Raw genomic sequence first — 25,170 nt, forward strand, 5'->3', positions numbered from 1 at the left:
GTTTCTCACCGGAACCTAGCCGGAGTGGTGCGCGTCTTCCGGGTTCTCAGGTGCGTCATCGCGGCGTTCCTTCACCAGCTTGCTGGCGCTCACCAGCCGCAGCGCGGTCACCAGCAAGATCCCGCCAAGCACGTTGAAGACCACTACATAGAAAAACCAGCCGAGCCACTCAAGGTAGTTGATGTCAGCGCCCGCGTGGATGGCGCCGAAGATCAGCAGCGAGTCCAGGATGGAGTGGAAGAGCTGCATCCCGTAGAGCAGGAAAGCGGCAACGACGGCGGCCGCGATCTTGCCGGTGACGCTGTCCGTCCCGTGCTGCATGCGGGTCATCAGCGTGATGGTGCTCCCCGCCAACACGGCAAGACATACGGTCTGCCAGTTAAACCCGGCGTCCAGAAAGTGGTTGGCTTCCGCTGTGATGGTCTCGCTCCACTGCGGGAACGCCGTCATGATCAATGCCATGAACAGCCAACCGCCTACCAGGTTGGCAATGAGCGTGCCGCCCCACAGCTTCCCGAGCTGCGCGTAGCTTGCCTCCCGTGCGACAACGGCCGCAATGGGCACCAGGAAGCCCTCCGTGAACAGCTCACTCTTGGCCAGCAGGAGGGCAACGAGGCCCGCGCTGAACGCCAGTCCCGCGAGGAGGTGGTTCCCGGTCTCATGGAGCACGCCGAGGTAGGCCATAATGCCGATGCCTATCTCAAACCCGCCGAACACGCCCGTGATGAGCACGTCCCGAAAGGAACGGTTCAGCCGCTGCGCACCTTCCTCAACCGTGCGGTCGAAGGATTCCTCCACCTCCTCCTCAACCGGGCCTGAATTGTCGCCAAGTTCCCGCCGGCGTGCATCGCCTTCGGTGTCGCTCATTCGTGCCGCCTATCCGCCGGAAAGTGTGTGGTCATTCTACTGTTCCACCCGGACTCGAGCTCAGCGGTGATGGCCGCGCCACGGCGTACCGCCCTGTTGCCCGCCATGCGGTTCCCGGTCCGCTATCCTGTCCTATGGCAAGCTCCGTCCAAAGCCAATTCCGCCCGGCTACAGCAGTGCGGAACCCACGCCAATCGCAGCTTTCCCGGTTGAGCATCCGCCAACCCAACCGATCCCCCGCCCAAGGGGTGGCAAGGAGAGAAGATGCACTGGCCCGGCACCCAACTGCCTTTCGCCGAGAACTTTCACAGTCTCGGCCTTCGGGCCAGGGTGGTGCTCTGCCAGCTGCCGCTGGTTTCCTGCATGTTCGTGGTTGTCGGAGTCTTTGCCTTGGCTGAGCCTGCCATGTTCGCCAATCCCTGGTTCCGCTTGTGCCTGCTGCTGCACGCTGTGGTCCTGGCGCTCTGCGCACTCATCCCCTGGGAACGACTGCCGGTTCGGAGTTTCCAGATCATCCCGATCATCGACTTCGCCCTGATCGCGCTGTTGCTGCATGCCGACGGCGAGGCGCTCAGCGGATTGGGCATGCTGCTGGTTTTCCCGGTGATCTGGCTTTCCGTGAGCGTCCTGAAAAGCCGAATCCTGATTAGCTTTGCCGGGAGCCTGCTGGCCGTCCTCGTGCCCGTGCTGCTCTCCGAAGCCGTAAATGCCACCCATCTGCTGCGCCTGGTGCTCGCACCGGCCATCATGCTGGCCATCTCCGTCTCGGTGCACATTATCGCCAATAACCTGGAGTTCCAGCGCGCCCAGATCGCAACGGCCGAGGCCGAACTGCAAAAGGTGCTGCAGGCCAGCCGGGAACGCGAGCAGCTGCTGCACGCGGTCGTGGACAGCATCGACGTCGGATTGGTCGCCGTGGACTCCAGCGGCGCCGTCACTCTGGTCAACCGGCAACAGGAAGAATTCGCCGTCCGCGCGTCCTCGCCGGGACGCGAAGCGGCAACCCCGGATCTGCAGGCAGACCACTCAAAGATTTACGACGACGACGGCGCCACTCCCCTGCCGCTCGATGGCCGCCCCGTGCACAAAGCGGCCAGGGCCGAGGAATTTTCCGGCCAAATCGTGTGGCTCGGCGACGGATCTCAGCGGGTCGCGGTGTCTGCCTCGGCGCGCAGGATTTCCGCTCAGAAGACGGAGCCGGAGTACGCCGGATCCGTGGTGTTATTCAAGGACGTGACTGCCCAGTTGGCCGCACTGGCCGCCAAGGACGATTTCATGTCCGCCATTTCGCATGAACTCCGGACGCCGTTGACCTCGATCCTTGCCTACGTGGACCTGGCACTTGAGCACCCGGACCTGCCCGGCCAAGCCGCCGATTACCTCGCGGTGGCTGACCGCAACGCCGAGCGGCTGCTGGAGCTGATTTCGGACTTCCTCTCCTCATCGGCCGGGACGCTCGAAATCCAGACCGAAGCCGCAGACCTGGCGGTTGTGGTCCAGAGAAGTATGCTTTCCGCGGCAGCCGGCGCAGCGGCCAAGGATATCGCCCTGATCAACGAAATCGACCGGGCACTGCCGGCGCACATAGACCCCGGGCGGATGACCCAGGTGATGGATAACCTGCTCTCCAATGCAGTCAAATACTCGCCTCGGGACAGCACCATCAGAATCCGCGGCTGGCGGGATGGCGGCACGTCGGTGCTGGAGGTCGAAGACACCGGTTACGGAATGGATGCCGCGGACCAGCGCCGCGTCTTTGACCGGTATTTCCGGTCCAGCTCAGCGCGCAGTGCCGGCATCCACGGCACTGGGCTCGGGCTGGTGGTTACTAGGGAAATAGTGAACCGTCACGGTGGCACCATCGAAGTTGCCAGCCGGCTGGGTTCCGGAACCAGGGTTACCGTCAAGATTCCGACGGCGGGTAGTCACCAGCGAGCCGAAACGCTGCCTTCGAGAGCGACGGCGATGGACAACAAGCGTTAGCAGTTCCGGACATGGCTGCGGGCCGGTGGGAAACTCCCACCGGCCCGCAGCAACAGCCAGAACAAGGCAGATCAGACAGCGGCCGCCTGCAAGTCCTCCTCGCCAACAAAGCTGGCACCCTTGTCACGGTTGACCATCAACGCCAGCAGGTCGAAGACCACCGTCGCCGCGGCCAAGGTCGTTATATCGGCATGGTCGTAAGCCGGGGCAACTTCAACCACATCGGCCCCGACAATGTTGATGCCGTTCAGCCCGCGCAGCAGCGCCAGCAGTTCGCGCGAGTGCAGTCCCCCCATTTCCGGGGTGCCCGTCCCCGGGGCGAATGCTGGATCCAGCACGTCGATGTCGATGGAGACGTATACGGGAGTGTCGCCCAGCCGGTCCTTGACCCGTTGGATCGCAGCCGGAACCCCAATGACGTCCAGGTCCGAGCAACGCAGGATCTGGAAGCCGAACTCGTGGTCCCGCAGGAAGTCGTTCCGGTCATAAACCGGCCCGCGGATCCCCACGTGCATCGAGCTAGCCTCCACCAGCAGCCCTTCCTCAAACGCGCGGCGGAACATGGTGCCGTGCGTGACGGGCTGGTCGAAGTAGGTGTCCCAGGTATCCAGATGCGCATCGAAGTGCAGCAAGGCAACCGGCCCGTGCACCCTGTTCAGCGCCCGCAGCATCGGCAATGCGATGGTGTGGTCCCCGCCGATTGAGATCAGCCTCTTGTCCAGCCCCAGCAGCGGCAGCGCCTGCTCCTCAATCTCCTGCACCGCCCGGGTGATGTCGTACGGCGTGCACGCGATGTCGCCCGCATCCACTACCTGGGTTTCGTTCACCGGTTCGACGTCGAGCTCCACGTGGTATCCCGGACGCAGCAGCCGGGAGGCCTCGCGGACGCCGGCCGGTCCAAAACGGGCGCCGGGACGGAAGGAGGTTCCGCCGTCGAACGGTACACCGACAATGGCGATGTCGTAGTCGGGCACCCGGTCGATCTGGGGCAGCCGGGCGAACGTGCCCAGACCTGCGTAACGCGGAACTTTAGTAGCGTCGACGGGTCCGATGGGATCGTGGGTGGTCATAGCGAGGATCCTTCCTTGGTACGTTCTGCCGGAAAGGCCGGCTTTTTGTCAGAGGTGAGTTCGGAAAGTGTCTTGTTGGCCGTTTCCGGCGCGAGCAGGAAGGTGGCCACCAGCCCCACCAAGGAGATAACGGCCCCGATCAGCAGGGAGCCCGCGGCGCCGAAGCTGAGGATCGCCACAGGCATCAGGTACGTACTGGCGGCGGACCCCACCCGGCTGATCGCGGTGCCGAAGCCAACCGCCGTCGCCCGGATTTCCGTGGGGAAGAGCTCGTTCGGGTAGACTACCTCGAGGAAGCTGGAGGCTCCGGAGGCTATCGCGAAGATGGCGAGCGCCAGGAACAGCGGGCCGGCCTGCACGTCCGGGATGAAGGCCGGGATGGCCAGTGCCACCGCGATGACTCCGAAGGATCCCAGCAGCAGCTTGCGCCGCCCGATCTTTTCCACCAGCCAGAGTCCCGGCACTCCCCCGATCACAAACAGCATGGAGATCAGGAAGGAGCCGCCGTAGAGGTTGGCATCCCCGGTCAGGCCGAAGGAAGCCAGCAGGTCCGGCGCGAAGGTGTAGACCGCGAACAGCGGGATCACCTGAGCCGTCCAGAAGATGGAGACGAACAGCGTGCGCTTCCACAACTGGCCCTTGAAGATATCGGTAAAGCTGGCCTGTTTGGCGCCCGCCTCAAGATCGGAGGAGATGTCGCTGATGTCGTACTGCTCCCCGTACACCTTCTTGATCACCGCACGGGCTTCGTCCTGCCGGCCGCGGGAGAGCAGCCAGCGCGGGGATTCCGGCGTTCCCAGCCGGCAGAGCAACGTAACCACGGCGAAGATCGCCGGGCTCGCCACCATGAACCGCCAGGCGTCCGGTCCCATGTCGCGCAGCAGGTAGCCCACGGCGAAAGCCGCCGCAGCACCCACGGCCCAGACCACAAACGTGGCGCCGAGCAGCCGGCCGCGCACCTTGCGCGGCAGGAACTCCGCGAGCAGCGAGGTGGCGATCGGATAGTCCGCGCCGATGGCCATGCCGAGGAGGAACCGGCACAGGACAACGTGCCAGACTTCGGTGGCGAAGCCGTTCAGCAGCGAGAACAGCGCCAGCGCGATCAGGTCGGCGATGTACATCTTGTGCCGGCCGATCTTATCCGTCAGCCAGCCGAAGATGGCGCCGCCGAAGAAGATGCCGATCAGGCTCGCCGCGCCGATCAGCCCGATCTCCCCGGTGCTCAGTTGCAGTCCCGGCGTCATCGTAATAAAGGCAATCCCGATGATCGACAGCGCGTACCCGTCAATGAACGGACCGCCCGAGGCGAAGAAGGTCAGTTTCTTATGGAATGTGGTCAGCGGGGCATCGTCAATGAGATTGCTCGTTGCGCTCATGGCCGCCCTCTCTCTTGAATGCTCATCGTTGAGCTGGATCGTGATGGTTCAATCATTCGTGATCCGGCTCACTACCAAAACCCATAGAATGACTACAAAGAAAGAGGACGCTTAGACATATGTATAAAAGCCACAAAGTACGACGGCGTTCTGGCCGATTCCGGGAGCACACATGTCGATAACGGTCGCCGAGCTGCTGGCCGAGCCGCAGCTGGATTTGAGCCTGCTGGCAGGTGAGGACGGTCTGCAGCAGCGGATCACGTGGGCGCACACGTCGGACCTGCCGCGGCTGTGGGAGTGGGTGACCGGCGGGGAGATCATGATGACCAATGGCCTCTCCATTCCGGCGGACGCCGCAGGCCAGGTCCAACTGGCCGAGGCCTTGGTCGCCGCCGGGGCGAGCGCGCTGGCCATCGGCGAAAAGATGCATGCACCGGAGCTCACGCCCGAATTCCTGGAAGCCTGCGACCGGCTGCCGCTGCCGGTGCTCAATGTGCCGTATCCGCTGCCGTTCATTTCCATCGCGCGGTCCGTGGCCGAGTCATCGCTGCTGGAGGAGTCGCGCCGGCTGCGGCAAACGGCCAGGATCTACGACCTGCTGCGGCTGGCCGGCCCGCGCGCAGACCAGTGGCAGGCTCTGGTCCATGGGGTGGCCGCACAGCTGGACGCCCGGCTTTATGTAGTGGACCGCCGGTGCCTCCACCCTTGGCACCCCGGCGCTGAAGCCCTGCCAGCCGAACTCGCCGGACAACTGCAACCGCTGATCACAGCAGCTCCGGCGTCGGGCAAGAAATTCCAGTGGCATCATGTGGACGGAAGCCACGTCCTCATGATGGACGTTCCCACCCATGACAACGCGCTGCTGCTGGTCCTGCCGCTGTCCGAGCCGCACCCGGACGCAGTTGTGCTGCTGCACGCGGCTTCCGTCCTGGGTCTGGAGCTTTCCCGCACCATGCTCGCGTTGGAAGACCAGCGGCGTCTCGGGGCGGAATTCCTGGCCCAAGCGCTCGAAGGCCGCTATGCCCTTGTGGATTTGGAAAGCCGCCTCGCCAGTTTCCAGCTGCCGGCCGAGAAGTTTCTCATCGTGTCCATCTCGGGGCTGGATGAAGAAAGTTTCGCCACCATCCACGCCGAACTGTGGCGCCATGGCCTGGCCCATGTCAGTCTGCGCCAGTCCAACACCCTGTATCTCGTCCTGTCGCCCGAATGCACCGAGGACCAGCTGCGGCATGCACTTCCCGACGACGCCAGAATCGGAATGAGCCGGCCTACCGGCGCAACCGGAGTGCAGCGCGCGTTGCAGGAATCATTGTGGGCGCTGGGCACGGCGGCCAGCACACACCAGACACTGGTTCGTTACGGAGACGGACCCTCGTGGTTGGGCTTGACGAGTATGGACGAAGGGCAGGCCATGGTCCAGCGTCTGCTCGGACCAATCCTGGAGTATGAACGGGGCAAGCAGCCGGACCTGCTCAAGACCTTGAAGACTTACCTGGACCATCAACGGTCCTGGCAGAAGACTGCCGCGGCGCTGTTCACCCACCGGCAGACCGTCATTTACCGGATCCGGAAGATCAGCGAGCTGACCGGACTGGACATGGCCGAGACGTCGTCCTTGGCCCAGCTGTGGTTTGCGTTGCAGATCCACCAGACGATGGATCTGCAACATCACGCCGTCGACCAGCCACACTGAGCGAAATTAGCTACAGAAGTCGAGCTGCTCCGTGTAGCCATAAGGAACCGAATCGCTGATCGCCACGGTGAACCGCCCGGGCTCGTGACGCGTGACGAGGATGCCGCCGGTCCGGCACATCTTCGCCAGCCCCGTCATTTCCTCGACGGCAGCATTGAGCCTCTCGTCCCTCACGGCCCGGCTCTCTGCCCGGACCTCGATGGTGGTGTTACAGGGAGCGTTCATCGGGCAGCCAGCTCGGTCTCGCCGGACAGCGGCCAGGCGGTATAGCCTTCCGCCTTTTCAAAAAGGGTCCGCATCTGCGCCCCATGGTTTTCCAGCCACAGCGCATCGGCCCCACGGGTGACCGCTCCGACATAACCGGTCCGGACGCTTCGCCCGTCCTTCTTGATCTCGACTTCCAGACCGGGCAGTTCGCTCCAGCCCCGATACAGAACGCTGCTCATAGTGGTGCCTTTCATGCTGACGTTGCCCCTCCCCAACCACGACCCACCGCGGGCCAGCTTGAACACTATTAGCCGGTGCCGAATCGGGCTATGTCCGGTGGAACGAAGACTGCAGCATCGTTGTACAGACGACCAGCACTACCCTACTTTAGGTACCCAATGGGGATTGACTATCCCCCGTCTTAGTGACTCGGATTTTTCCAAGCAAACCGCGCAACACTTACATCATCTTGATCGGCGGGAGCTGACACCCACAGGAGAACGGTCAAGTTTCGGTGGCCGGCCTTTCCCCAACGAGGCCGGGCACCGATCCTCTACGTGCGGGAACCGAGCCGAAGCGCTACGGCCCCCGTTGTACGTAAGAGGCAATTTCCTGGCACATCAGTTCGCCGCTGGGGCATTGTTCCACGTTGATAACGCTCCGGCACAAGGCCCACGCTGTTCAATTAACTGCGTCCGTCGGTGGAACGCGCACCTCGGACTTGATGTAGCCGCCATTCGAGTTAAGCTCTAGGGTCTGCAGACGGTCGGTCCATCCAAGATCGACGCCGCTGCCGCTCACGGCGCGAAGGCTGTTTCGCCCCGTTTCCCGCAGAGCCCTCGGAGCCCTCGCATCTTGGAAGTAGACGGCGGGACTTCCACATGCTCGTCTGCCACTCCACGCTAGTAACCTTAAAGAATCAAGGCCAGGCCGCTTGCGGCGGACAGCTGGCAGGCTTCCTGACTATATTGATGCCTTCCAATAATCCCGTTTGGAACCGGTTAGGTGCGACAACTGGGCATTGTTTCAGAAAGGTCCTTAGCGGTGGGGCCACGGCGAACGACCCGTCACGGTTCCTGGTGTAGGTGCAGTGAATTGTTGCCGGTAAACTTCGCGTATGGAGAACAAGCTTGGAAGGACGTTGAAAGCGGATTACGGCGTGAATGGGCGACTTTTTGACCGGGCCACGATCACCGTCTTTCGGTTGAATCAGTCCGTGAATGCTGGAGGACTGCGCATGCTCGCTCCGGTGGTCAAAATTCTTGACCTGATCTGGGTTCAAATGATTATTGGCGCGGAACTCCCAGGGTCGGTGGAGTGCGGGCCGGGGTTACGGCTGCCTCATGGCGGCCGTGGAGTGATTGTCAATGCCAACGCCCGGATAGGAAGCGGCGTGACCATCTATCACCGTGTAACACTCGGGCAATCGGGCCCTAACCCGCGCAACGTCCCTAGGGTAGGAAATAATGTATACCTCGGGACAGGGGCTTCCATTATTGGCGCGATTACCGTGGGAGCGGGGGCGAAGGTGGGGGCCGGTGCCGTGGTCACCAAGGACGTTCCCCCTGCCACAACAGCAGTCGGGGTACCTGCCCGGCACTTGCCCTGACATTAGGGCTCCTGTCGCGGCGTCCATCGCGTTGAGCGACGTCCGGTTCGCAATGCTGCGCGACGGCGCCCTTTATGACGGCGCCCTATGAGGCCGCCCGTTACACAGCCATCTAAGAAGAATTTAACATCAGCCTGCGGCAAAGGCCACCGACCGATGCACCCCTACCCAAAAACACCGACCACGCGCAGCACCGAAAGCCGGTCCCACCGCTTGACAAGAAGCGTAGGGACTGCCCCGGGCCCGGCACCGAAATAACAAGGCCTTAGCCATTTACCCAGCGTCCTGTATCACACCGTCTAGAGGCTCGCATGGCGCTTAGTTGGAACGAGCCCGAGTAGAATTGTCTAAATTCTGGTAGGACTAAAGGGGAAGCGTGCCACCGACGAACACTCTTGGACTGACATCAAATCGCGTTCCTCCGAGCAAACACTTTTTTATGAGGGCCGGACGGTATTTTCTGTACGCAGCATGTCTGCTTGTGCCGCTTACGGCCATTAAGCCGATTGGTCCGCTCACTCCCAGCGACGCAACTTTAGTAATTGCAGCGGCTGCTGGCGCTTTGAGCGGGGTGAAGTGGCGTTCACGGGTACCCGCGGTGATGCTTTGGGCGGCCGCGCTTGCATTCATCGCATGTCTCTGCGTGGCCATCTACATAGGCGACCTTGAGGGACAGCTGGGCGTGGCATTCCGGATGATACTTGTACTGGGATTGTGGCCTGCAACCGCGTCGATGTTGCTTCGCAGCAGAGCTCAGGTCGTTTCCGCGGCACTTGCATTTAGCATCGGTTGTTCCATTTCTGGAATTGTTGCTATAGCCCAATATTCAGGGGTCGAAGTGTCCTTTTCCCTCCTGGAGAAAAGCTCGAGCAACATTGGAGTACGGCTTGTTGGGCTCAACACGCACCCTAATGGACAAGGCGGTACCCTTGCAATAGCCTTCACCATCGCCGTCGCCTTCATGGTCTATGGCTTGAATCGTTACTTGTCTTTCTTTATCGCAGTGTTGTCCCTCGCAGGCGTCATCCTTGCTGCCAGCATAACTGGACTGATTTCTTGTGGCCTAGGTGTCGCGGTGGTTATGCTACGCGCGCGCAGGATGAAACTCTTATTGATTGGAGGGATAGTAACTCTGGTTGCAGGGGCGACACTCCAGTGGGTTCAAAGAGCTTTCCCGACGCTTGTGACGCCCTTCGATCGTATTTCCTCCGCTACAGGGGAGACGGGTGTAAGCACAATCGGTGCTCGAATTGACACGATAACTGTAGCGTGGGAATCCATAATTGCTAACCCATTTTCAAGTACTGGTTTTAACGGCAGTGCGGGGGCTACCGACGTCCTAGGAACCCACGTCCATAACATGGAATTATTGGCATGGTACCAAGGAGGTCCGTTATTGTTCGTTGCAATCGTACTTGCTGTTGTCTGCGCCATTACAGTTGGCTGGCGAAACACCAACGATCCCTTGATGGAGTCGGCTTTCGCGGCCGCTTTAGTCGCACTATTCTTCGCCCAAACCGGGCCGTCCCTTTACGACCGCTACGTTTGGATGCCTGTCGCTCTGCTATTAGCGGCAAAAGCCGTTCAGACGGCCAGTGAGAAGCGACGTAGACGACATGTTCTGTTAGATGGGGCGGGCGGCAAGCCAGACGCGCCGCCCGCCGGGACCCCTAACTTGCCGGCGAGGCAACGTCACAGCAACGCCCGCCCTTCGACCTTCCACGTAGGGACACGTGCTCAGCCCACGCGACGAGCGCGGTATCGGTCGTAGTTCTGGTATTCGAGACCGTCTCGCTTGACGTTCTTCAGGATGAGATTGGAGACGCGGTTGGTCAGTAAGAAAGCGGCCAGATTTCATGGCGCGAACGGGTAGTTTTACTGGCCGCCAGCGGGCACTTTCCTGGCTACTGATTCTCAGAGGCAATATCACCGGCGTTGAAACACAATAGTGTCTGGCCCTACTACGAGCGAATATTCACCTCGTCTCCGGCTCTGCAGGCACGCTCGACCAGTCTAGCCGGCTCGTCCTTCGCCGCGGCGGTGCCGGAAAGTTCGCAGATGGGCAGCAAACGCCGACCTGTACTTGACCTCCCAGGCCGCCGTCAGCTTCCCGGTGACGTCATCCACGCTGAAGACGACATGCAATCAGCCTCTCGCCCGGTCCGAGAGCTTCGCATTCGCCTTCAGTAACAGTACTGGTTCGTCCAGACCGGTCCTTGGCCCCCCGCCCGTGTGGCCCTTTATCTCCTGTCCCCGCTCGCCGCACCGCTGGATCCCGCTGCGACCCCATCCAGCTGGATTCGTACGGAGACCGCGTGACCACTAAACGCGAAGAGCTGGCTACGACCCTACACAATCGAATGACAGCGAGTCAGTTTCCGATCAAGCGCATAATTCGTCTACCAGCTATCCTCACAAACAGTCCGGGGCATTGTACAAATGCGGCAAGCTGAAGGCGTCTTCTGAGGCCGCTTTCCCCATCACCGGTAGCAGCAAATGCCTTCCGCATCAGTGTCATACTTCTGAGTTCAGCGTCGGATCTTTGACGTATTTTCCACCCTAGGAGCCCGCCATAGTACCTTCGAATCCGCTCTGCAGATTCGTTACTTCGTGATGGAGCCATATCCGACTTTCCACCTCGGGTAGCATACAAACAGGTTCTAGAGGTATGGGTACAGATCTTCCCAAGGAGCGAGACTCTGATTAGTGTCTCGTAGTCCTCTGCATATTCTGGCCTAAGGGCACGAGGTAGGTCACCATTTGCAAGGGCCAAATGATCAGTTCGCCAGACAAATGCCGCTGGAGGTCCTGGAGAGAACCCTCTACGAATCAGAGACGCAGTAGATACCCCCTCGCGCCAGGGTCGGGAAAAGCTTTCCTTCCCATTCTCAGATGAGGTCACGAAGCCTCCACAGGAACCGGCATACTCGTCGTTACTCCGGAGAATACGGAGGGACGCCATAACGCCTTCCGCGATCAGTTCATCATCCGAATCCAAGAGAATTACGAACGGCGTCCGAACCGCAGCTACACCCGTTCGCCTGGCCCTTGCGGCACCTTCATTGGACTGCGAAATAACTCTACATCCTAAACTTTCCCCAAGCTCGCGTGTTCCATCCGTCGACCCATCGTCGACGACTATGACAGACGCCGGACTCAAGGCACGGGCGCTAGTTACAACGCGCTCCAAAGTCGCCTCCGCGTTGTAACTAGGTATGACGATCGTGACATCGTTACACTGATATTCATTCATAAACATCTCATTCTCACATTGGGTTCATAAAATCGAAACCAAGAAAATTGTAAAAAAAACTGCCGCAAGCAATATCCACTGTATAACAATACGAAGTACAGCCTTGAACAACGGCTTTGGAAAGCTCTTTCCGTGGATCAAGATAAGGACGACTGGCTGCAGTAGACCGCCGACAACGACAAGAGAGACAAGTGCCAACTGATATCCACCAAAATACGCGCAGACGATAACAGAAAGCGGTGAAAGAACCATACCCAGCAGATGGCTAAGGGAACGCTTACCAACGCCCGACACCTGCGCTAACCAAGAGCCCAGCATCCCGCAGGCTAAACTCGGAAGGCAAGTAGACATGGCGATAATGGTCAATTCCACGTTAGGCCATTGCGGGCCAAATAGCAGCGACTCGATTAAACTCGATACAGCCATCAGGGCCAGTCCAGAGAAAAACGCGATCCGCTGCAGCCACTTCCACAGGAGCATGACACGGACGTTCGGGTCACCTCCTGTACGATAGTCCTTGGCCATTCTGTCGAGGATTGCTGGTCCCACTGAAAGTTGCAATTGACTGATGGGGGCGATTACTACCTGATAACTTCTCGCATACGTAGCCGCCATCCCCGGCGCTACAAAATACGGAAGAAGGCCTGAGTCCAAAGCGCGACTGAGATAACTTGCCACATTTAGTGGCAGGACACGAAATCCGTATTTAATTCCCATGCCCAATGATAAAGAACTACGATCCACTTCTAGGTGGGCAATAGCCTCACGACCAGCCATCCTCACCAACAGAGCGCGGAAAAACGCGGTCGTCGCGAGTTGAACTATTAGGGCAATTTCCGACCATTCCGTCACCGAAGTAGCTAACGCGGCAGCGATACCGATAGCAGCTGAGGTTATGTCACTAAGAGCAATCGACCTATAGCGTCCAGATGAAACGACCACCGCTCTGGGGACCTGCATGAATGCTTGCGATATTAAAGCAACCAGAAGCATGAAAAATTCAAAGGTGGACAGCGGATAGAGTGGAATAGTCGGACCGAACGCGCCGAAGAAGGCTATTAGGAGCAAACTTCCTAGGCCAATAGATATCCACGATAACCGACGACCGATAACAAGATTCTGTCGGCTAATTCCATGAACGAGAGAGAACCCTTGGGCAGATAGATCGCTTAAAAGCGTGATAACAGTAAAGGCCAAAATGACGACAGCAAACCGAGCATACTCATTGGGCCCCAGGGTGCGCGCCAATACGGCAAAACCGGCCGTAGAAATGACAAATACAATCGCTTGGGATAGCGGAAGCCAACCAAATCGAAACAGCAGTACCTTGAAGTTGTTATACACCTAGTTCGGCAACCGCTCCCATGATGAACGTACCAGCGAACGCCCCGGCTCATCCCGGAACCATTCCTCGGGGGCAATTACGCGAGCGTTTGTACCCATCATTTCCGCTGCCCACCACGAATAAGTACTGTTCGGAATAATCAAGTTCGCGCCCGCGGACATAAGTACCAACAGATCCAAATCAGAATAGCCTGCTATCTCAGTTATGACGTGTTTCTCCGAGGCACCGAACGTATCTCTAACGTAATCACCGTCGTTTGAAAAAAATATGACATCACGTGGGGAGGTTTCTAGTGTCTCGAATGCATCCAGATAAAAGCGCGGAGATATAGTGCCGAAACGCCTCGCTGCAAATGCATTGGAGACGTAGTCTCCTCGCCGAACATGCGCAATGGTTTTACCTGCAACCAAGTCCATTAGCCTTCGAAGTCTTGGACTCTGGCGATGTTGTATCAGACGCGACACTGTCTGCCCAAAATCGAGCTCAAGGCATTCCTCCTCCTGGAAGTAGCCGACGGCGAGGGAGCCAGGTTCCACTTTTCCAAGTCGACCGACAATCTCTAGACCGAATATGCCCGCCTTTGTCTTAGATGCACCGGTAACTCGATAGGGCTTCCCGACGAGAAAATCCTCTAACCTCGAGGTATGAGTTCGTCCATCAGTAAGGGCGGAAACGTCGAACTGGCGTTGTTGATCTTTTCGATAGCTGTTGGCTGATATCAGAAGGGGGACATTGGAGACTTTTGACATTGATTCACAAGCATTCAATTGAAACAGCTGATTACCCAGCCCACCCTGCAACCATAAGGTTAGGGAATCGCGTAGCCGATGCAACTCTCTTCCTCCAATCTAAAGATGTTTTTCATCAATAGGTACAATCAAACAACAATATTCATTAGGCATTTTGGCCCAAGTTCTTGCGGCGTTTGCTCAATGCGCGCGAAGAATCAGTGAGCAATTTCCTTAAAAAGCGACTCTGGTGATGTAGCGCTTGGCTGATTTTCCTCAGAATCCACGGCGAGTGTAAGACGGTGCGCTGCACCCTCTCCGCATCTCGTGAAATCTGACCGGAATTCTGTTGTGAATAGCCTCCAGACCCAAACTGGGCCAAAACTAATTCAGAGCGGCTTACACCGATATCTGTCACCGATAGGGCTGCAGTAAACGCATAGTCCGCTGCAACTGTATAAGCGATATCATATTCCATTGATCTTGCGCTCGGTCCTGGATAAAGAATTGCCTGATGAGACGTGGGCAGTGCATGGAATAGATACCATTTTCCCTTAGACTTCCGGCGGATTATTGCGTGTCCAAGGTCTAAGAGATAGGAACCGAATATCATTCGGTCGTCCGCTTCTAACATCAGTTTCTCAATATCATTCCAACTCTTGACAACACACAGGTCACCACTATTCAGGAACCATATATAACGTCCACGTGAACGATGCATGCCTTTATTCATTCCGTCATAGATGCCAGCGTCAGATGCAGATTCAAAATCAACCCAAGAACTATAACGCACAACGAGTTCATCCAGTGCGGGGGTGTTAGCGTCTTGAACAAGTATTTCGATCTTACCCCCTGACTGTTCACGGAGTGATCTCACCGACTCAAGAGTATTCTCCAGCCCCCTCAAATCGTGGTAAGTAACGGTGACAATAGATAACAAAGGCTGAGCGTTGCCTACCATCAATGAGAACTCTTTCCTCTCAAGCCACAACAGACTTGTTGTTGTGGACACTTACGTAGATATCTATAAAATAATGAGAAGGTTATCTCACAGCTGAAACTGCCTTATCCTTGCTGCGTCATTTCGAATCCACATGTAAAGCCCTTAGGCTTCCGTCCAAACTATTATTAAGATGAAAATACGGAGTTATATGTTTTGAGATATTCATCCGCCATACGTGTTGGGGCAAACTTATCAATATCACTGCCCCTTGCTCCAGCGGCTACCGTCGGAATCACCGCACATGATGCGATTGTCTCTTGCTCGTCGCGACAAACTCGGACTTGTTGAAAGTCAGCGAATTCGCGCGCCGCCGGAGAATCAGCAGCGATCACATTCAAACCTGCAGTAAGGGCTTCCGCGATTGTTAACGGAAAATGGTCGACCTTAGAGGTGAACAACAGGGTATCGTTCTTGGCGAGGGCTGCCGGAAGCAGACTTCTTTCAGTGATAGCCGGGATGTATTCAACACCAGGCAAACTTACGGGTGCATTGTCACCAATGATCGTTAGGCGAACTTCGGGAAGAAGCGAAATTCTCTGGAGCAGGTTCCAATCAACCTTCACATCGTCACGTAGGTCGCGGCATACAAAAACTACGCGATGCTGGTCATTTGCGCTCGGCCATACTACTTTCCCAGACGCTTCCCAGTACTCTTGGTCCACTGAGTTTTGAATAACGGAGACGTTTCGCAGACCGGCATGTATGGCTCTTTCGCCCAACCAAGCGGCGCAGGCCACGATCCTTGTAGGCACGGCGTCTTGTAGGTCGCGAATCATAGTCGACCGTTCGTTCCATCTACGGGCCGCTTGATCTACGAGCGCTGGCGGATAAGCCTGCAAATTCGGACACCTAGTACAGCCTGCTTTCCACCCATCACATTCGCCTGGGAGAGCGCAACGACCCGTCAATGCCCACTGATCGTGCATTGTCCATACCACAGGTTTCTTTGCATCAATTATCATCGCCAGGAGAGACTGTGGATTCATGAAATAACTATGGATTGCGTGTAAGTGAACTACGTCGGTCGCTTCTAAAGCGTCGATAAATCTTCTTCTGCTCCCGGGATCCAAGAATCGGGACTCTCTTCCAATGAGCAGATGACTGGCCTTATTGACTGCGACAACAGCTCGAGGAGCCAACCGAATGGCGTTCATAGACTTCTCGTCTGGCGAAATCGATCCATGTGGCCCATAGCCGTAAGCGAACGTGCTAGATATGCCCCGCGACTTTAGTTCACTGGCTAGATTCCGTGCTACTCCGGCGGCTCCGCCTTCGGACAATCTCACATTGACCTGTAGAACCTGGCTTACCGTTGCTCGTGTCATTTCGTTACGGCCTTATTGAAAATTCCGGGCTTACTCATTAGAGGCTGCCCCTGCCCTTCTCATCCGCCGGCGAAACGGGAAACCTTACACCGACGACTTCAGCCCTCCGCATACCCCAAATACTGTTCTTTGGAACCGTTCCGAAAACTACTGTGCCTGGCTCAATTATTGAATTTCTACCAATGTCGGCGCCACCAAGAAGGATGCACCGGGAGGTTATCCAACTTCCGTCGCTTATTCTGACAGGGCGTGTCAACAAAGCCATGTCCCGCCTGTGCGCGTGACTGCCAGTAGTGATGAAAGTCTCTTGTGAAACCACCACATCGTGTCCAATTACGACCTGATCCTGATTGTGGATCCACACCCCTTCACCTATCCATGAATTCGCCCCCACGTGCAGCTTCCATGGAAATTTCACTCTCGTACGAGGCCTGAAGACGACGCCGTTACCAATTTCTGCACCAAATAGTTTCAATATAGCTATACGAAGGCGTGAACTTACTTGCCAAGCATTAGAGACAAATATGAGCTCGCAGATCCCCCACAGATACACTAGGCTTTTTGGCCGGTTCCATGCCTCACGTTCACCTGGTGCCTTCGACAGTTCAATAGTTGGCACCGCATCTTGCCCGTAATCACTACTCATGTTTCGCTGATCCTGATCCTCAAAGCCTGTCGAAAAATCTTCACCATAGCCCCGACTATTCTTGCATGTGTGACTCAACCGAAATTCCGCATAACCATCCTTGGCCTCAACTACGCCCCAGAGCCGACGGGCATTGCCCCATACACGACTGGACTCGCTGAACAGCTGACTCGGGAAGGGCACGAGGTCAGGGTGCTGACCGGATACCCACACTATCCAGCCTGGAAGTTAAGTAGCGGCTATAAGGGTTGGACGAAAAATGAAACCATAAACGGTGTTCGGGTTCAACGCCTTCGGCACTTTGTTCCCAGGCGGGTCAACAATCTGCGCAGGATGCATCTAGAGCTGAGCTTTGGTGTCCGCTTGTTATTTGCTCGCTGGGGAGATCCTGACGTCGTCCTGCTGGTCAGTCCAGCCCTTTTTTCGACAGCGTTAGCAGTCCTGCGTGCCAATCTCGGGATCCGTCGGCCACCGACGGGTGTGTGGATCCAAGATTTGTACGGGCGCGGCATGCAAGAGACCGGCGTGGACAACTCTGCCTTAACATGGGTAGTCAAAACGGTTGAAACGCTGGTGCTTCGCGCTGCAACCGGCGTCGTTGTAATCCATTCCCGATTCCAAGGCTTCGTTACAACCGATCTCCGAGTACCACAGGAAAACATACGTGTCATACGTAACTGGTCGCATGTACGGCAAGTTGGCCCCTTCAACAAGTGCACAATCCGACATCGCTATGGCTGGGGTGACAAGGACGTCATTGTGCTGCACGCTGGCAACATAGGTGTGAAGCAAGCTCTTGAAAACGTCGTTGATGCGGCCCGCCTAGCGGATGAAAGAAACTCAAAGGTTCATTTCGTATTGTTGGGTGACGGTAATCAGCGACCTCACATAGAGCGAATAGCCCGTGATATTAAGCACATACAGTTCATTAGTCCGTTACCAGAAGCCGAATTCACTCAAGTACTGGCTTCGGCGGACATACTGCTAGTGAATGAGATGCCCGGGTTGAAGGAAATGGCGGTCCCAAGCAAACTCACGTCTTACTTTGCAAGTGGACTACCAGTGCTAGCTGCCACCGAGGCTGACAGCACTACAGCAGAAGAAGTTTTGGACTCAGGCGCCGGCATCAGGGTATCGCCGGGCGCTCCCCAAGAGCTTTTGGACGCAGCGGAAAGATTGGCCGCCAGGCCGAACGAAATTCAGCGGCTCTCGAAGGCTGGCCTCCAGTACACAGAAAACGTTCTCTCTCAAAAAGCCGCTATAGTCCAATACAGTGATTGGATCCTAAGCCTAGCCGGCGACGAAGCGCCGCATTAGGTCTGATGTAACTTCACATGTAGTAGTCCGAGACAAATTAAGCAGGGGGACTGCGTTGGCAAAGCGCGCACTCATTACAGGAATCACAGGCCAGGACGGCTCCTATTTAGCAGAATTGCTGTTGAAAAAGGGCTACGAAGTTCATGGATTAATTCGACGTGCTTCTACTTTCAATACAGCCCGCATCGAACACATGTACATCGACCCGCATGACCCCGAAGCCAAGCTCTTCCTTCATTACGGGGATCTCAGCGATGGCGCTCGATTGGTCACACTGCTTGCTGACATTAAACCTGACGAAGTGTACAATCTGGCCGCCCAGTCTCATGTGCGAGTTTCATTCGAGGAACCCGAACATACCGGAGACACCACCGGTATGGGGTCAATTCGTTTGCTAGAAGCCGTGCGAATGGCTGGTATAAATACCCGCTTCTATCAAGCGTCTTCATCGGAAATGTTCGGTGCTACACCCCCGCCACAGGACGAAGAAACGCCGTTCTATCCCCGCTCGCCCTATGGTGCGGCGAAGGTCTACAGTTACTGGGTAACCAAGAACTACCGCGAAGCATACGGGATGTTCGCTGTTAACGGCATCCTGTTTAATCACGAGTCACCCCGCCGCGGCGAGACGTTCGTTACTCGCAAGATTACTCGCGCAGTAGCAGCCATTAAGGCCGGGAAACAAACAGACCTGTATATGGGCAATCTGGATGCCGTTCGAGACTGGGGATACGCTGCTGAATACGTCGAAGGTATGTGGCGGATGCTGCAGGTTGACGAGCCTGACGATTTTGTTTTAGCCACTGGTGTGGGGTACACGGTTCGCGACTTCTTACAGGTCTCCTTCGAGCATGCTGGCTTGAATTGGGAAGACCATGTCAAGTTCGATGAGCGCTATCTACGTCCGACTGAAGTTGACGCATTAATTGGAGATGCTTCCAAGGCCCACGAAAAGTTGGGTTGGAAAGCTACCGTCGAAACCCCGGAATTAGCCCGGATCATGGTCGATGCCGACATCGAGGCTCTACAGCATGCAGGTAATCACTGGATCGATAACGTGAATCTAGGAAGCTGGGAGAAGTAGGTATGGCTGTCAGGAACGCCAGCGCCACAAGTGCTGGTGACGATGTGGACTTCGCGCCAGCCCCGTTGGATCGAAAGGCGTCTTTCTATGTGGCTGGTCATCGCGGTCTGGTCGGTTCAGCCATTTGGCGAAAGCTTGAATCGGAAGGATTCGTCAATTTAATTGGTCGGTCTTCTTCAGAATTGGATCTGAAGGACCGAGATGCAGTTTTCGCGTTCTTCGCCGAGATGAAACCTCGATACGTTGTCCTAGCGGCAGCCAAGGTAGGCGGAATTCTTGCCAATAACACATATCCTGTGGACTTCCTCAGCGACAACATGAGAATTCAGGTAAATGTTCTCGATGCTGCTCGCGAAAATGGCGTAGAACGGCTTCTGTTCCTCGGGTCGTCATGTATCTATCCAAAGTTTGCCCAACAGCCCATTAGGGAAGAGTACCTCCTAACAGGGCATCTCGAACCGACCAACGATGCATATGCGATCGCCAAAATAGCCGGTATCATGCAGATTCAAGCTGTTCGACGTCAGTATGGATTGCCCTGGATTTCTGCGATGCCCACCAATCTCTATGGCCCCGGAGACAATTTCTCTCCAGAAGGATCTCACGTATTGCCCGCGCTGATTCGTCGTTATGACGAGGCAGCCAAAGCTGGAATTGACACGGTAACAAACTGGGGCACAGGAATGCCACGACGCGAATTCCTTCACGTCGATGACATGGCGGCGGCATGTTTCCACCTGCTGGAGAACTACGATGGTCCGGATCAGGTGAACGTGGGCACGGGGACGGATGTCACCATTAGAGAATTAGCTGAACTCGTGGCTAAAACTGTTGGATTCGAGGGCAGAATGGAGTGGGATACTTCCAAACCGGACGGAACTCCCAAGAAGCTCCTTGACGTATCCAAGCTAACGGCAGTTGGCTGGGAAGCGCGTATCAGTCTCGTAGAAGGCATCGCTGACACTGTCCGCTGGTATCGCGAGAACGCAAAAAATATTCGCCGGTAGTGTCCTACAAACGTAGGGGGTCGTGGCACCGCCTCGACCCCCTACGTTTGTTCTTGTCGTTACGAAGGGTCAACGTAATATTGACGAGTCTCGATCTTAGTGTTTCTTTCCAGGAGTCCTTCAAGGCGTACGACGTGCGCGGCATCGTCGGCGAAACGATTACCGCGGCCACGGTGGAGGCCACCGGCGCCGCGTTTGTGGACGTCCTCGGACTGGCCGGCCAGACCGTCCTGGTCGGCGGGGACATGCGCCCGTCCTCCCCCGAATTCGCCCGGGCCTTCGCCCGCGGCGCCGCGGCCCGCGGCGCGAACCCGAAGATGCTGGGCCTGATCTCCACGGACGAACTCTACTTCGCCTGCGGCACCCTGTCCGCGGCCGGCGTCGTCTTCACCGCCTCGCACAACCCGGCCGAATACAACGGCATGAAAATGGCCCTGCCCGGCGCCGTCCCGGTCTCCTCCGACACCGGCTTGTTCGACATCCGCGACACCGCCGCCCGCTACCTCACGGACGGGATCCTCGCCTCCGACCCCGGCACCCTCAGCGAACAGGACGTGCTGGCCGACTACGCCGGCTACCTGCGCTCCCTGGTCGACCTCTCCGGCTCCCGGCCCCTGAAGGTCGTGGTCGACGCCGGCAACGGCATGGCCGGCTTGACCACCCCCGCGGTCCTGGGCGACGGCGTGCTGCCGGCCCTGCCGCTGGAAATCACCGAACTGTACTTCGAGCTCGACGGCACGTTCCCGAACCATCCGGCCAACCCGCTGGAACCGGAAAACCTGCGCGACCTGCAGGCCGCCGTCGTCGCCCACGGCGCGGACATCGGCCTGGCGTTCGACGGCGACGCGGACCGCTGCTTCGTGATCGACGAAACCGGCAACCCGGTCTCCCCCTCCGCCGTCACCGCACTGGTGGCCCGCCGCGAAATCGCCCGCGCCAAGGCCGCCGGCGAGCACACCCCGGTCATCATCCACAACCTGATCACCTCCCGCGCCGTGCCCGAACTCGTTGCTACCGACGGCGGCCGCGCCGTGTGCACCCGGGTGGGACATTCCTTCATCAAGGCCGTGATGGCCGCCGAAGGCGCCGTGTTCGGCGGGGAACACTCCGCGCACTACTACTTCCGCGACTTCTTCAACGCCGACACCGGCATGCTCGCCGCGATGCACGTCCTGGCCGCCCTCGGCGAACAGAACCAGCCGCTCTCCGCCCTGGCGCACGAGTACGAGCCCTACGTCTCCTCCGGCGAAATAAACTCGAAGATCGAGGACAAGGACGCCGCCGTCGCCCGCGTCCGCGCCCGGTTCGCCGGCGACGACGTGGACATCGACGAACTCGACGGCGTGACCTTCACCGCCCGCGACGGCTCCTGGTGGTTCAACCTCCGCCCGTCCAACACCGAACCCTTCCTGCGCCTGAACGCAGAAGCCATCGACACCGCAACACTGGACAAGGTCCGGGACACCGTCCTGGGACTGGTAAGGGAATAACCAAAGATGACGACACTGGGTGCCGATAAGTCGAGTGCACTTGACCTGTTTTACGGTGTTATTCCGGCCGGCGGGGTGGGGACCCGGTTGTGGCCGCTTTCGCGGGCGGCGGCGCCGAAGTTCCTGCATGACCTGACGGGGTCCGGGAGCACGCTGATCCGGGCGACGTATTCGCGTCTGGAGCCGTTGTGTGGGGACCGGACCATGGTGGTCACCGGGACCGCGCACCGCAAGGCGGTGCTGGCGCAGCTGCCGGAGCTGACGAAGAACAACCTGGTGCTCGAGTCCGAGCCGAAGGACTCGGCGGCGGCGATCGGTTTGGCCGCGGCGATCCTGTACCACCGGGATCCGCGGATCATCATGGGGTCCTTCGCCGCGGACCAGGTGATCAACCCGGTGGAGAAGTTCCAGGACGCGGTGCGCGAGGCGATCCATACCGCGGCCGGGGGCTACATCGTCACGATCGGGATCACCCCCACGCACCCCTCGACCGGGTTCGGGTACATCCGCACCAACGGGAACCTGGGCATCGGCGCGGCGCCGAACGCGCTCGGGGTGACGGAGTTCGTGGAGAAGCCCGACGCCGAGACCGCGCAGGCATACCTGGCCGAGGGCGGGTATTCGTGGAACGCGGGCATGTTCGTGGCCCCGGTTCAGCTGCTGCTCAAGCACCTGGAGACGAACGAGCCGCTGCTCTACGCCGGACTGATGGAGATCGCCGCGGCCTGGGACACCCCCAAGCGCCGCGACGTGGTCCGCCGGGTCTGGCCCGGGCTGCCGAAGACCGCGATCGATTACGCGGTGGCGGAACCGGCGGCCGCGGCCGGGGACGTGGCGATGATTCCGGGCGACTTCTCCTGGGACGATGTGGGGGACTTCGCCGCGATCGGCCGGCTGAACGCCGCGTCGGAGACGAACAACCTGACCGTGCTCGGCGAGGGCGCGCGGGTGTATGCGGAGAACTCGACCGGGATGGTGGTCTCCGATACCAAACGCGTGATCGCGCTGATCGGCATTGACGACGTCGTTGTGGTGGACACCCCGGACGCGCTGCTGATCACCACCAAGAAACACGCCCAACAGGTCAAGAAGGCCGTCGAATCCCTCCGCGCCAGCGGCGACACCGACGTCCTCTAATCGCTCGTCTTTCCGATTGGGGGCGGTCATCCCAGTTGGATACCATTGTCGAGGTCTCACTCACGCTTTCACAAAGGACGTTTATGCCAAGCGCCGCAGATGCCGCCACGGAAGCACGTCAAGGAACCTCTGTGGCAATACAGAAAAGGCGACGGTCAGGGCATGGACGCAAACGTTCGCGAAGACGGCTGTTGCGCGTAGTTCTTCCGCTCACGGCGCTATTCCTTCTACTACTCCTGGCAGTAGGTTGGTTGGCATTCCGGGCAGTTCAGGTCAAAGACAATCTGGAAGCCACCACGGGACTCCTGCCTACCATTCAAGCGGCAATTGCGGAGGGTGACATCGATACCGCCGCTGTCAGTCTGGAACAGATGGAAGCCCATACAGCTGAAGCACGTAGCGCCGGAACTGACCCGCTTTGGCGCGCAGCCGGTATGTTGCCATGGTTTGGTCAAAATTTCTCCGCAGTTACCGACATCACAGTTGCGGCCGACGTCGTGGTTAGTTCCGCCGCTCCCCTTATGGATTCCATCGGATCTGGCGGGCTCGACGCCTTCGTCCCCAAAGGCGGAAAAATCGAGTTACAGCCGCTTCGAGAACTTGCACCAAAGTTAACACGAGCTTCCGCTACCGTCTCGGCCGCATATGAAAGCCTCAACCAGATCGATGAGGGACAGCTCCTCCCGCAACTGTCGGAGCCGCTTGACCAGGCCACGTCAGCGCTGGAGGGCGTCCAAGAAACTCTCCATGGCGCGGCCTCGACGGCGGAAATCCTTCCGGCAATGCTCGGAGGAGACGGTGACCGGAACTATCTGGTTCTGGTTCAGAACAACGCGGAGATCCGTGCTACGGGTGGTATCCCGGGAGCCCTGGTTGTGCTCAAGACAAGCGACGGCCAAATCGAGTTCACAGACCATGGCAGCGCGTCGGCTCTGGGCAGGTTCAAGCCACCGCTGGAAGTGGATGAAGAACAGGAACAGATTTACACCACCCGTCTCGGTGGATATATGCAAAACGTCAACCTCACTCCCGACTTCCCGACTGCGGCCTCTACTGCGCAAGCAATGTGGGAGAAGGAGAATCCGGAGGCGAAGATCGACGGTGTCATTGCACTTGACGCCGTTGTCTTGTCGCAACTTCTGGTGGCCACGGGACCGGTGGAACTCAGCTCGCTCGACTCTCTACCGGTAGGTACGGGTCACCTCCCGACGACGCTCGACAGCGAGAACGTGGTCCAGACCTTGCTCTCCGACGTTTACCGGGAAATCGAAGAACCTCAAGTTCAAGATGCTTATTTTGCTGCCGTTGCCAGCGACATTTTCGCTGCCTTGACCGACGGGAGTACGGATTCTGTGCAGATGCTAAAGGCCGTACAGGATAGCGCCGAGGATCAGCGATTGTTCGTATGGTCCGAGTTCGAAGATGAGCAGACGGTCATTAGTGCCTCGACGCTCGGTGGCTCCATCTTGACCGGGGAGCCGACAATTGGCGTGTATTTCAACGACGGCACCGGCGCCAAGATGGATTACTACGTGGAACGCGAAATACAGCTGATTGAGCGATGCCATCCGGACGGATACTACCGTTATGCAGTTCAGGCGACGCTGACTAACAATGCACCTTCAGATGCGGCGGAGACTCTGCCTGAATATGTCACAGGAGGTGGCAACTTTGGCGTGAGCCCAGGGACGATCAGGACGAATATTTATGCTTATGGCCCGTCGGAATGGCTACTTGCGTCAGCAGATGTCGACGGCGAAACATCGTCGTTTGGCTCCTACCGTCACGGGACCAGTCCCGTGGGCGGGCTGACGGTCTCACTCAAGCCTGGAGAATCGACCACAGTTGAGTTTGAATTTTCTACTTTGTACGAAACGGACGAGCCTCAATTGCGCGTTACTCCAACTGTCCAAGCTCGTTCAGAAGTAGTAACTCCACTGAAATCTGGTCCGAATTGCACGTCCTAATGTTAACTCGGGGTTAAACGTTAGAAATTTCACTTACCCAAGTTGCTTCAATCGTTTCATCGA

General features: G+C 57.9%; 19 protein-coding genes and 1 pseudogene. 9 read left to right on the forward strand and 11 right to left on the reverse strand.

The window, feature by feature from the left end; genetic code table 11:
- Nucleotides 1–15: 15 nt before the first annotated feature.
- Nucleotides 16–867: a formate/nitrite transporter family protein gene (locus tag AC3A4M_RS04895; protein ID WP_498734291.1), complete on the reverse strand. Its 852-nt coding sequence runs from the start codon at nucleotides 865–867 to the stop codon at nucleotides 16–18.
- Nucleotides 868–1,131: 264 nt separating this feature from the next.
- On the opposite strand from AC3A4M_RS04895, the gene AC3A4M_RS04900 reads away from it, so the two are divergent.
- Nucleotides 1,132–2,850 (forward strand): sensor histidine kinase, encoded by a 1,719-nt coding sequence (locus AC3A4M_RS04900; RefSeq protein ID WP_498734293.1) that lies wholly within the window; start codon nucleotides 1,132–1,134, stop codon nucleotides 2,848–2,850.
- A 71-nt stretch (nucleotides 2,851–2,921) separates the two neighbouring features.
- Here AC3A4M_RS04900 and speB read toward each other — a convergent pair whose 3' ends face one another.
- Together speB and AC3A4M_RS04910 are read right to left on the reverse strand one after the other, a co-directional pair.
- Nucleotides 2,922–3,920: an agmatinase gene (gene speB, locus AC3A4M_RS04905; protein WP_498734294.1), complete on the reverse strand. Its 999-nt coding sequence runs from the start codon at nucleotides 3,918–3,920 to the stop codon at nucleotides 2,922–2,924.
- Nucleotides 3,917–5,296 (reverse strand): MFS transporter, encoded by a 1,380-nt coding sequence (locus AC3A4M_RS04910; RefSeq protein WP_498734295.1) that lies wholly within the window; start codon nucleotides 5,294–5,296, stop codon nucleotides 3,917–3,919. The genes speB and AC3A4M_RS04910 overlap by 4 nt, the downstream gene beginning before the upstream one ends.
- A 172-nt stretch (nucleotides 5,297–5,468) precedes the next feature.
- On the opposite strand from AC3A4M_RS04910, the gene AC3A4M_RS04915 reads away from it, so the two are divergent.
- Nucleotides 5,469–6,989 (forward strand): PucR family transcriptional regulator, encoded by a 1,521-nt coding sequence (locus AC3A4M_RS04915; RefSeq protein ID WP_498734297.1) that lies wholly within the window; start codon nucleotides 5,469–5,471, stop codon nucleotides 6,987–6,989.
- A 6-nt stretch (nucleotides 6,990–6,995) separates the two neighbouring features.
- Here the strand turns inward: AC3A4M_RS04915 and AC3A4M_RS04920 are convergent, their stop codons facing one another.
- On the reverse strand, nucleotides 6,996–7,214 hold the full coding sequence (locus AC3A4M_RS04920; RefSeq protein ID WP_498734298.1) for a hypothetical protein: 219 nt from the start codon (nucleotides 7,212–7,214) through the stop codon (nucleotides 6,996–6,998).
- A complete protein-coding gene (locus tag AC3A4M_RS04925) occupies nucleotides 7,211–7,435 on the reverse strand; it encodes a hypothetical protein (protein ID WP_498734299.1) in 225 nt (74 codons plus the stop codon). The genes AC3A4M_RS04920 and AC3A4M_RS04925 overlap by 4 nt, the downstream gene beginning before the upstream one ends.
- An 878-nt stretch (nucleotides 7,436–8,313) precedes the next feature.
- On the opposite strand from AC3A4M_RS04925, the gene AC3A4M_RS04930 reads away from it, so the two are divergent.
- The gene (locus tag AC3A4M_RS04930; RefSeq protein ID WP_498734300.1) at nucleotides 8,314–8,805 is read left to right on the forward strand and encodes an LbetaH domain-containing protein; all 492 of its coding nucleotides are present in this window, start codon (nucleotides 8,314–8,316) and stop codon (nucleotides 8,803–8,805) included.
- Between the two features lie 2,371 nt (nucleotides 8,806–11,176).
- Here AC3A4M_RS04930 and AC3A4M_RS04935 read toward each other — a convergent pair.
- From AC3A4M_RS04935 to AC3A4M_RS04960, 6 genes and pseudogenes are all read right to left on the reverse strand, one after another.
- On the reverse strand, nucleotides 11,177–12,064 hold the full coding sequence (locus AC3A4M_RS04935; protein WP_498734301.1) for a glycosyltransferase family 2 protein: 888 nt from the start codon (nucleotides 12,062–12,064) through the stop codon (nucleotides 11,177–11,179).
- A gap of 18 nt (nucleotides 12,065–12,082) precedes the next feature.
- Nucleotides 12,083–13,402, reverse strand: a complete 1,320-nt coding sequence (locus tag AC3A4M_RS04940) for an oligosaccharide flippase family protein (RefSeq protein ID WP_498734302.1) — start codon at nucleotides 13,400–13,402, stop codon at nucleotides 12,083–12,085.
- Complete coding sequence (locus AC3A4M_RS04945; RefSeq protein ID WP_498734303.1) at nucleotides 13,403–14,152, reverse strand: alpha-1,2-fucosyltransferase; 750 nt, start codon at nucleotides 14,150–14,152, stop codon at nucleotides 13,403–13,405. It abuts the gene before it with no gap.
- A gap of 145 nt (nucleotides 14,153–14,297) precedes the next feature.
- Complete coding sequence (locus tag AC3A4M_RS04950) at nucleotides 14,298–15,143, reverse strand: glycosyltransferase (RefSeq protein WP_498734305.1); 846 nt, start codon at nucleotides 15,141–15,143, stop codon at nucleotides 14,298–14,300.
- 116 nt (nucleotides 15,144–15,259) lie between these two features.
- Nucleotides 15,260–15,796 carry a glycosyltransferase gene (locus tag AC3A4M_RS04955; protein WP_498734787.1) on the reverse strand — a complete coding sequence of 179 codons (537 nt, stop codon included), beginning with the start codon at nucleotides 15,794–15,796 and terminating at the stop codon, nucleotides 15,260–15,262.
- Nucleotides 15,797–16,459: pseudogene (locus AC3A4M_RS04960) on the reverse strand (glycosyltransferase); the annotation flags it as partial.
- Nucleotides 16,460–17,174: 715 nt separating this feature from the next.
- Between AC3A4M_RS04960 and AC3A4M_RS04965 the strand changes: the two are divergent.
- From AC3A4M_RS04965 to AC3A4M_RS04990, 6 genes are all read left to right on the forward strand, one after another.
- Nucleotides 17,175–18,422 carry a glycosyltransferase family 4 protein gene (locus AC3A4M_RS04965; protein ID WP_498734307.1) on the forward strand — a complete coding sequence of 416 codons (1,248 nt, stop codon included), beginning with the start codon at nucleotides 17,175–17,177 and terminating at the stop codon, nucleotides 18,420–18,422.
- A gap of 55 nt (nucleotides 18,423–18,477) precedes the next feature.
- Nucleotides 18,478–19,506, forward strand: a complete 1,029-nt coding sequence (gene gmd / locus AC3A4M_RS04970; RefSeq protein ID WP_498734309.1) for a GDP-mannose 4,6-dehydratase — start codon at nucleotides 18,478–18,480, stop codon at nucleotides 19,504–19,506.
- A gap of 2 nt (nucleotides 19,507–19,508) precedes the next feature.
- The gene (locus AC3A4M_RS04975) at nucleotides 19,509–20,513 is read left to right on the forward strand and encodes a GDP-L-fucose synthase family protein (protein WP_498734311.1); all 1,005 of its coding nucleotides are present in this window, start codon (nucleotides 19,509–19,511) and stop codon (nucleotides 20,511–20,513) included.
- Between the two features lie 80 nt (nucleotides 20,514–20,593).
- Complete coding sequence (locus AC3A4M_RS04980) at nucleotides 20,594–22,003, forward strand: phosphomannomutase/phosphoglucomutase (RefSeq protein WP_498734312.1); 1,410 nt, start codon at nucleotides 20,594–20,596, stop codon at nucleotides 22,001–22,003.
- 6 nt (nucleotides 22,004–22,009) lie between these two features.
- Complete coding sequence (locus AC3A4M_RS04985) at nucleotides 22,010–23,140, forward strand: mannose-1-phosphate guanylyltransferase (RefSeq protein WP_498734314.1); 1,131 nt, start codon at nucleotides 22,010–22,012, stop codon at nucleotides 23,138–23,140.
- Nucleotides 23,141–23,271: 131 nt separating this feature from the next.
- A complete protein-coding gene (locus tag AC3A4M_RS04990; protein WP_498734316.1) occupies nucleotides 23,272–25,107 on the forward strand; it encodes a DUF4012 domain-containing protein in 1,836 nt (611 codons plus the stop codon).
- Nucleotides 25,108–25,170: the final 63 nt, after the last annotated feature.

It is taken from the genome of Arthrobacter sp. Soil_C_60, assembly GCF_057656375.1.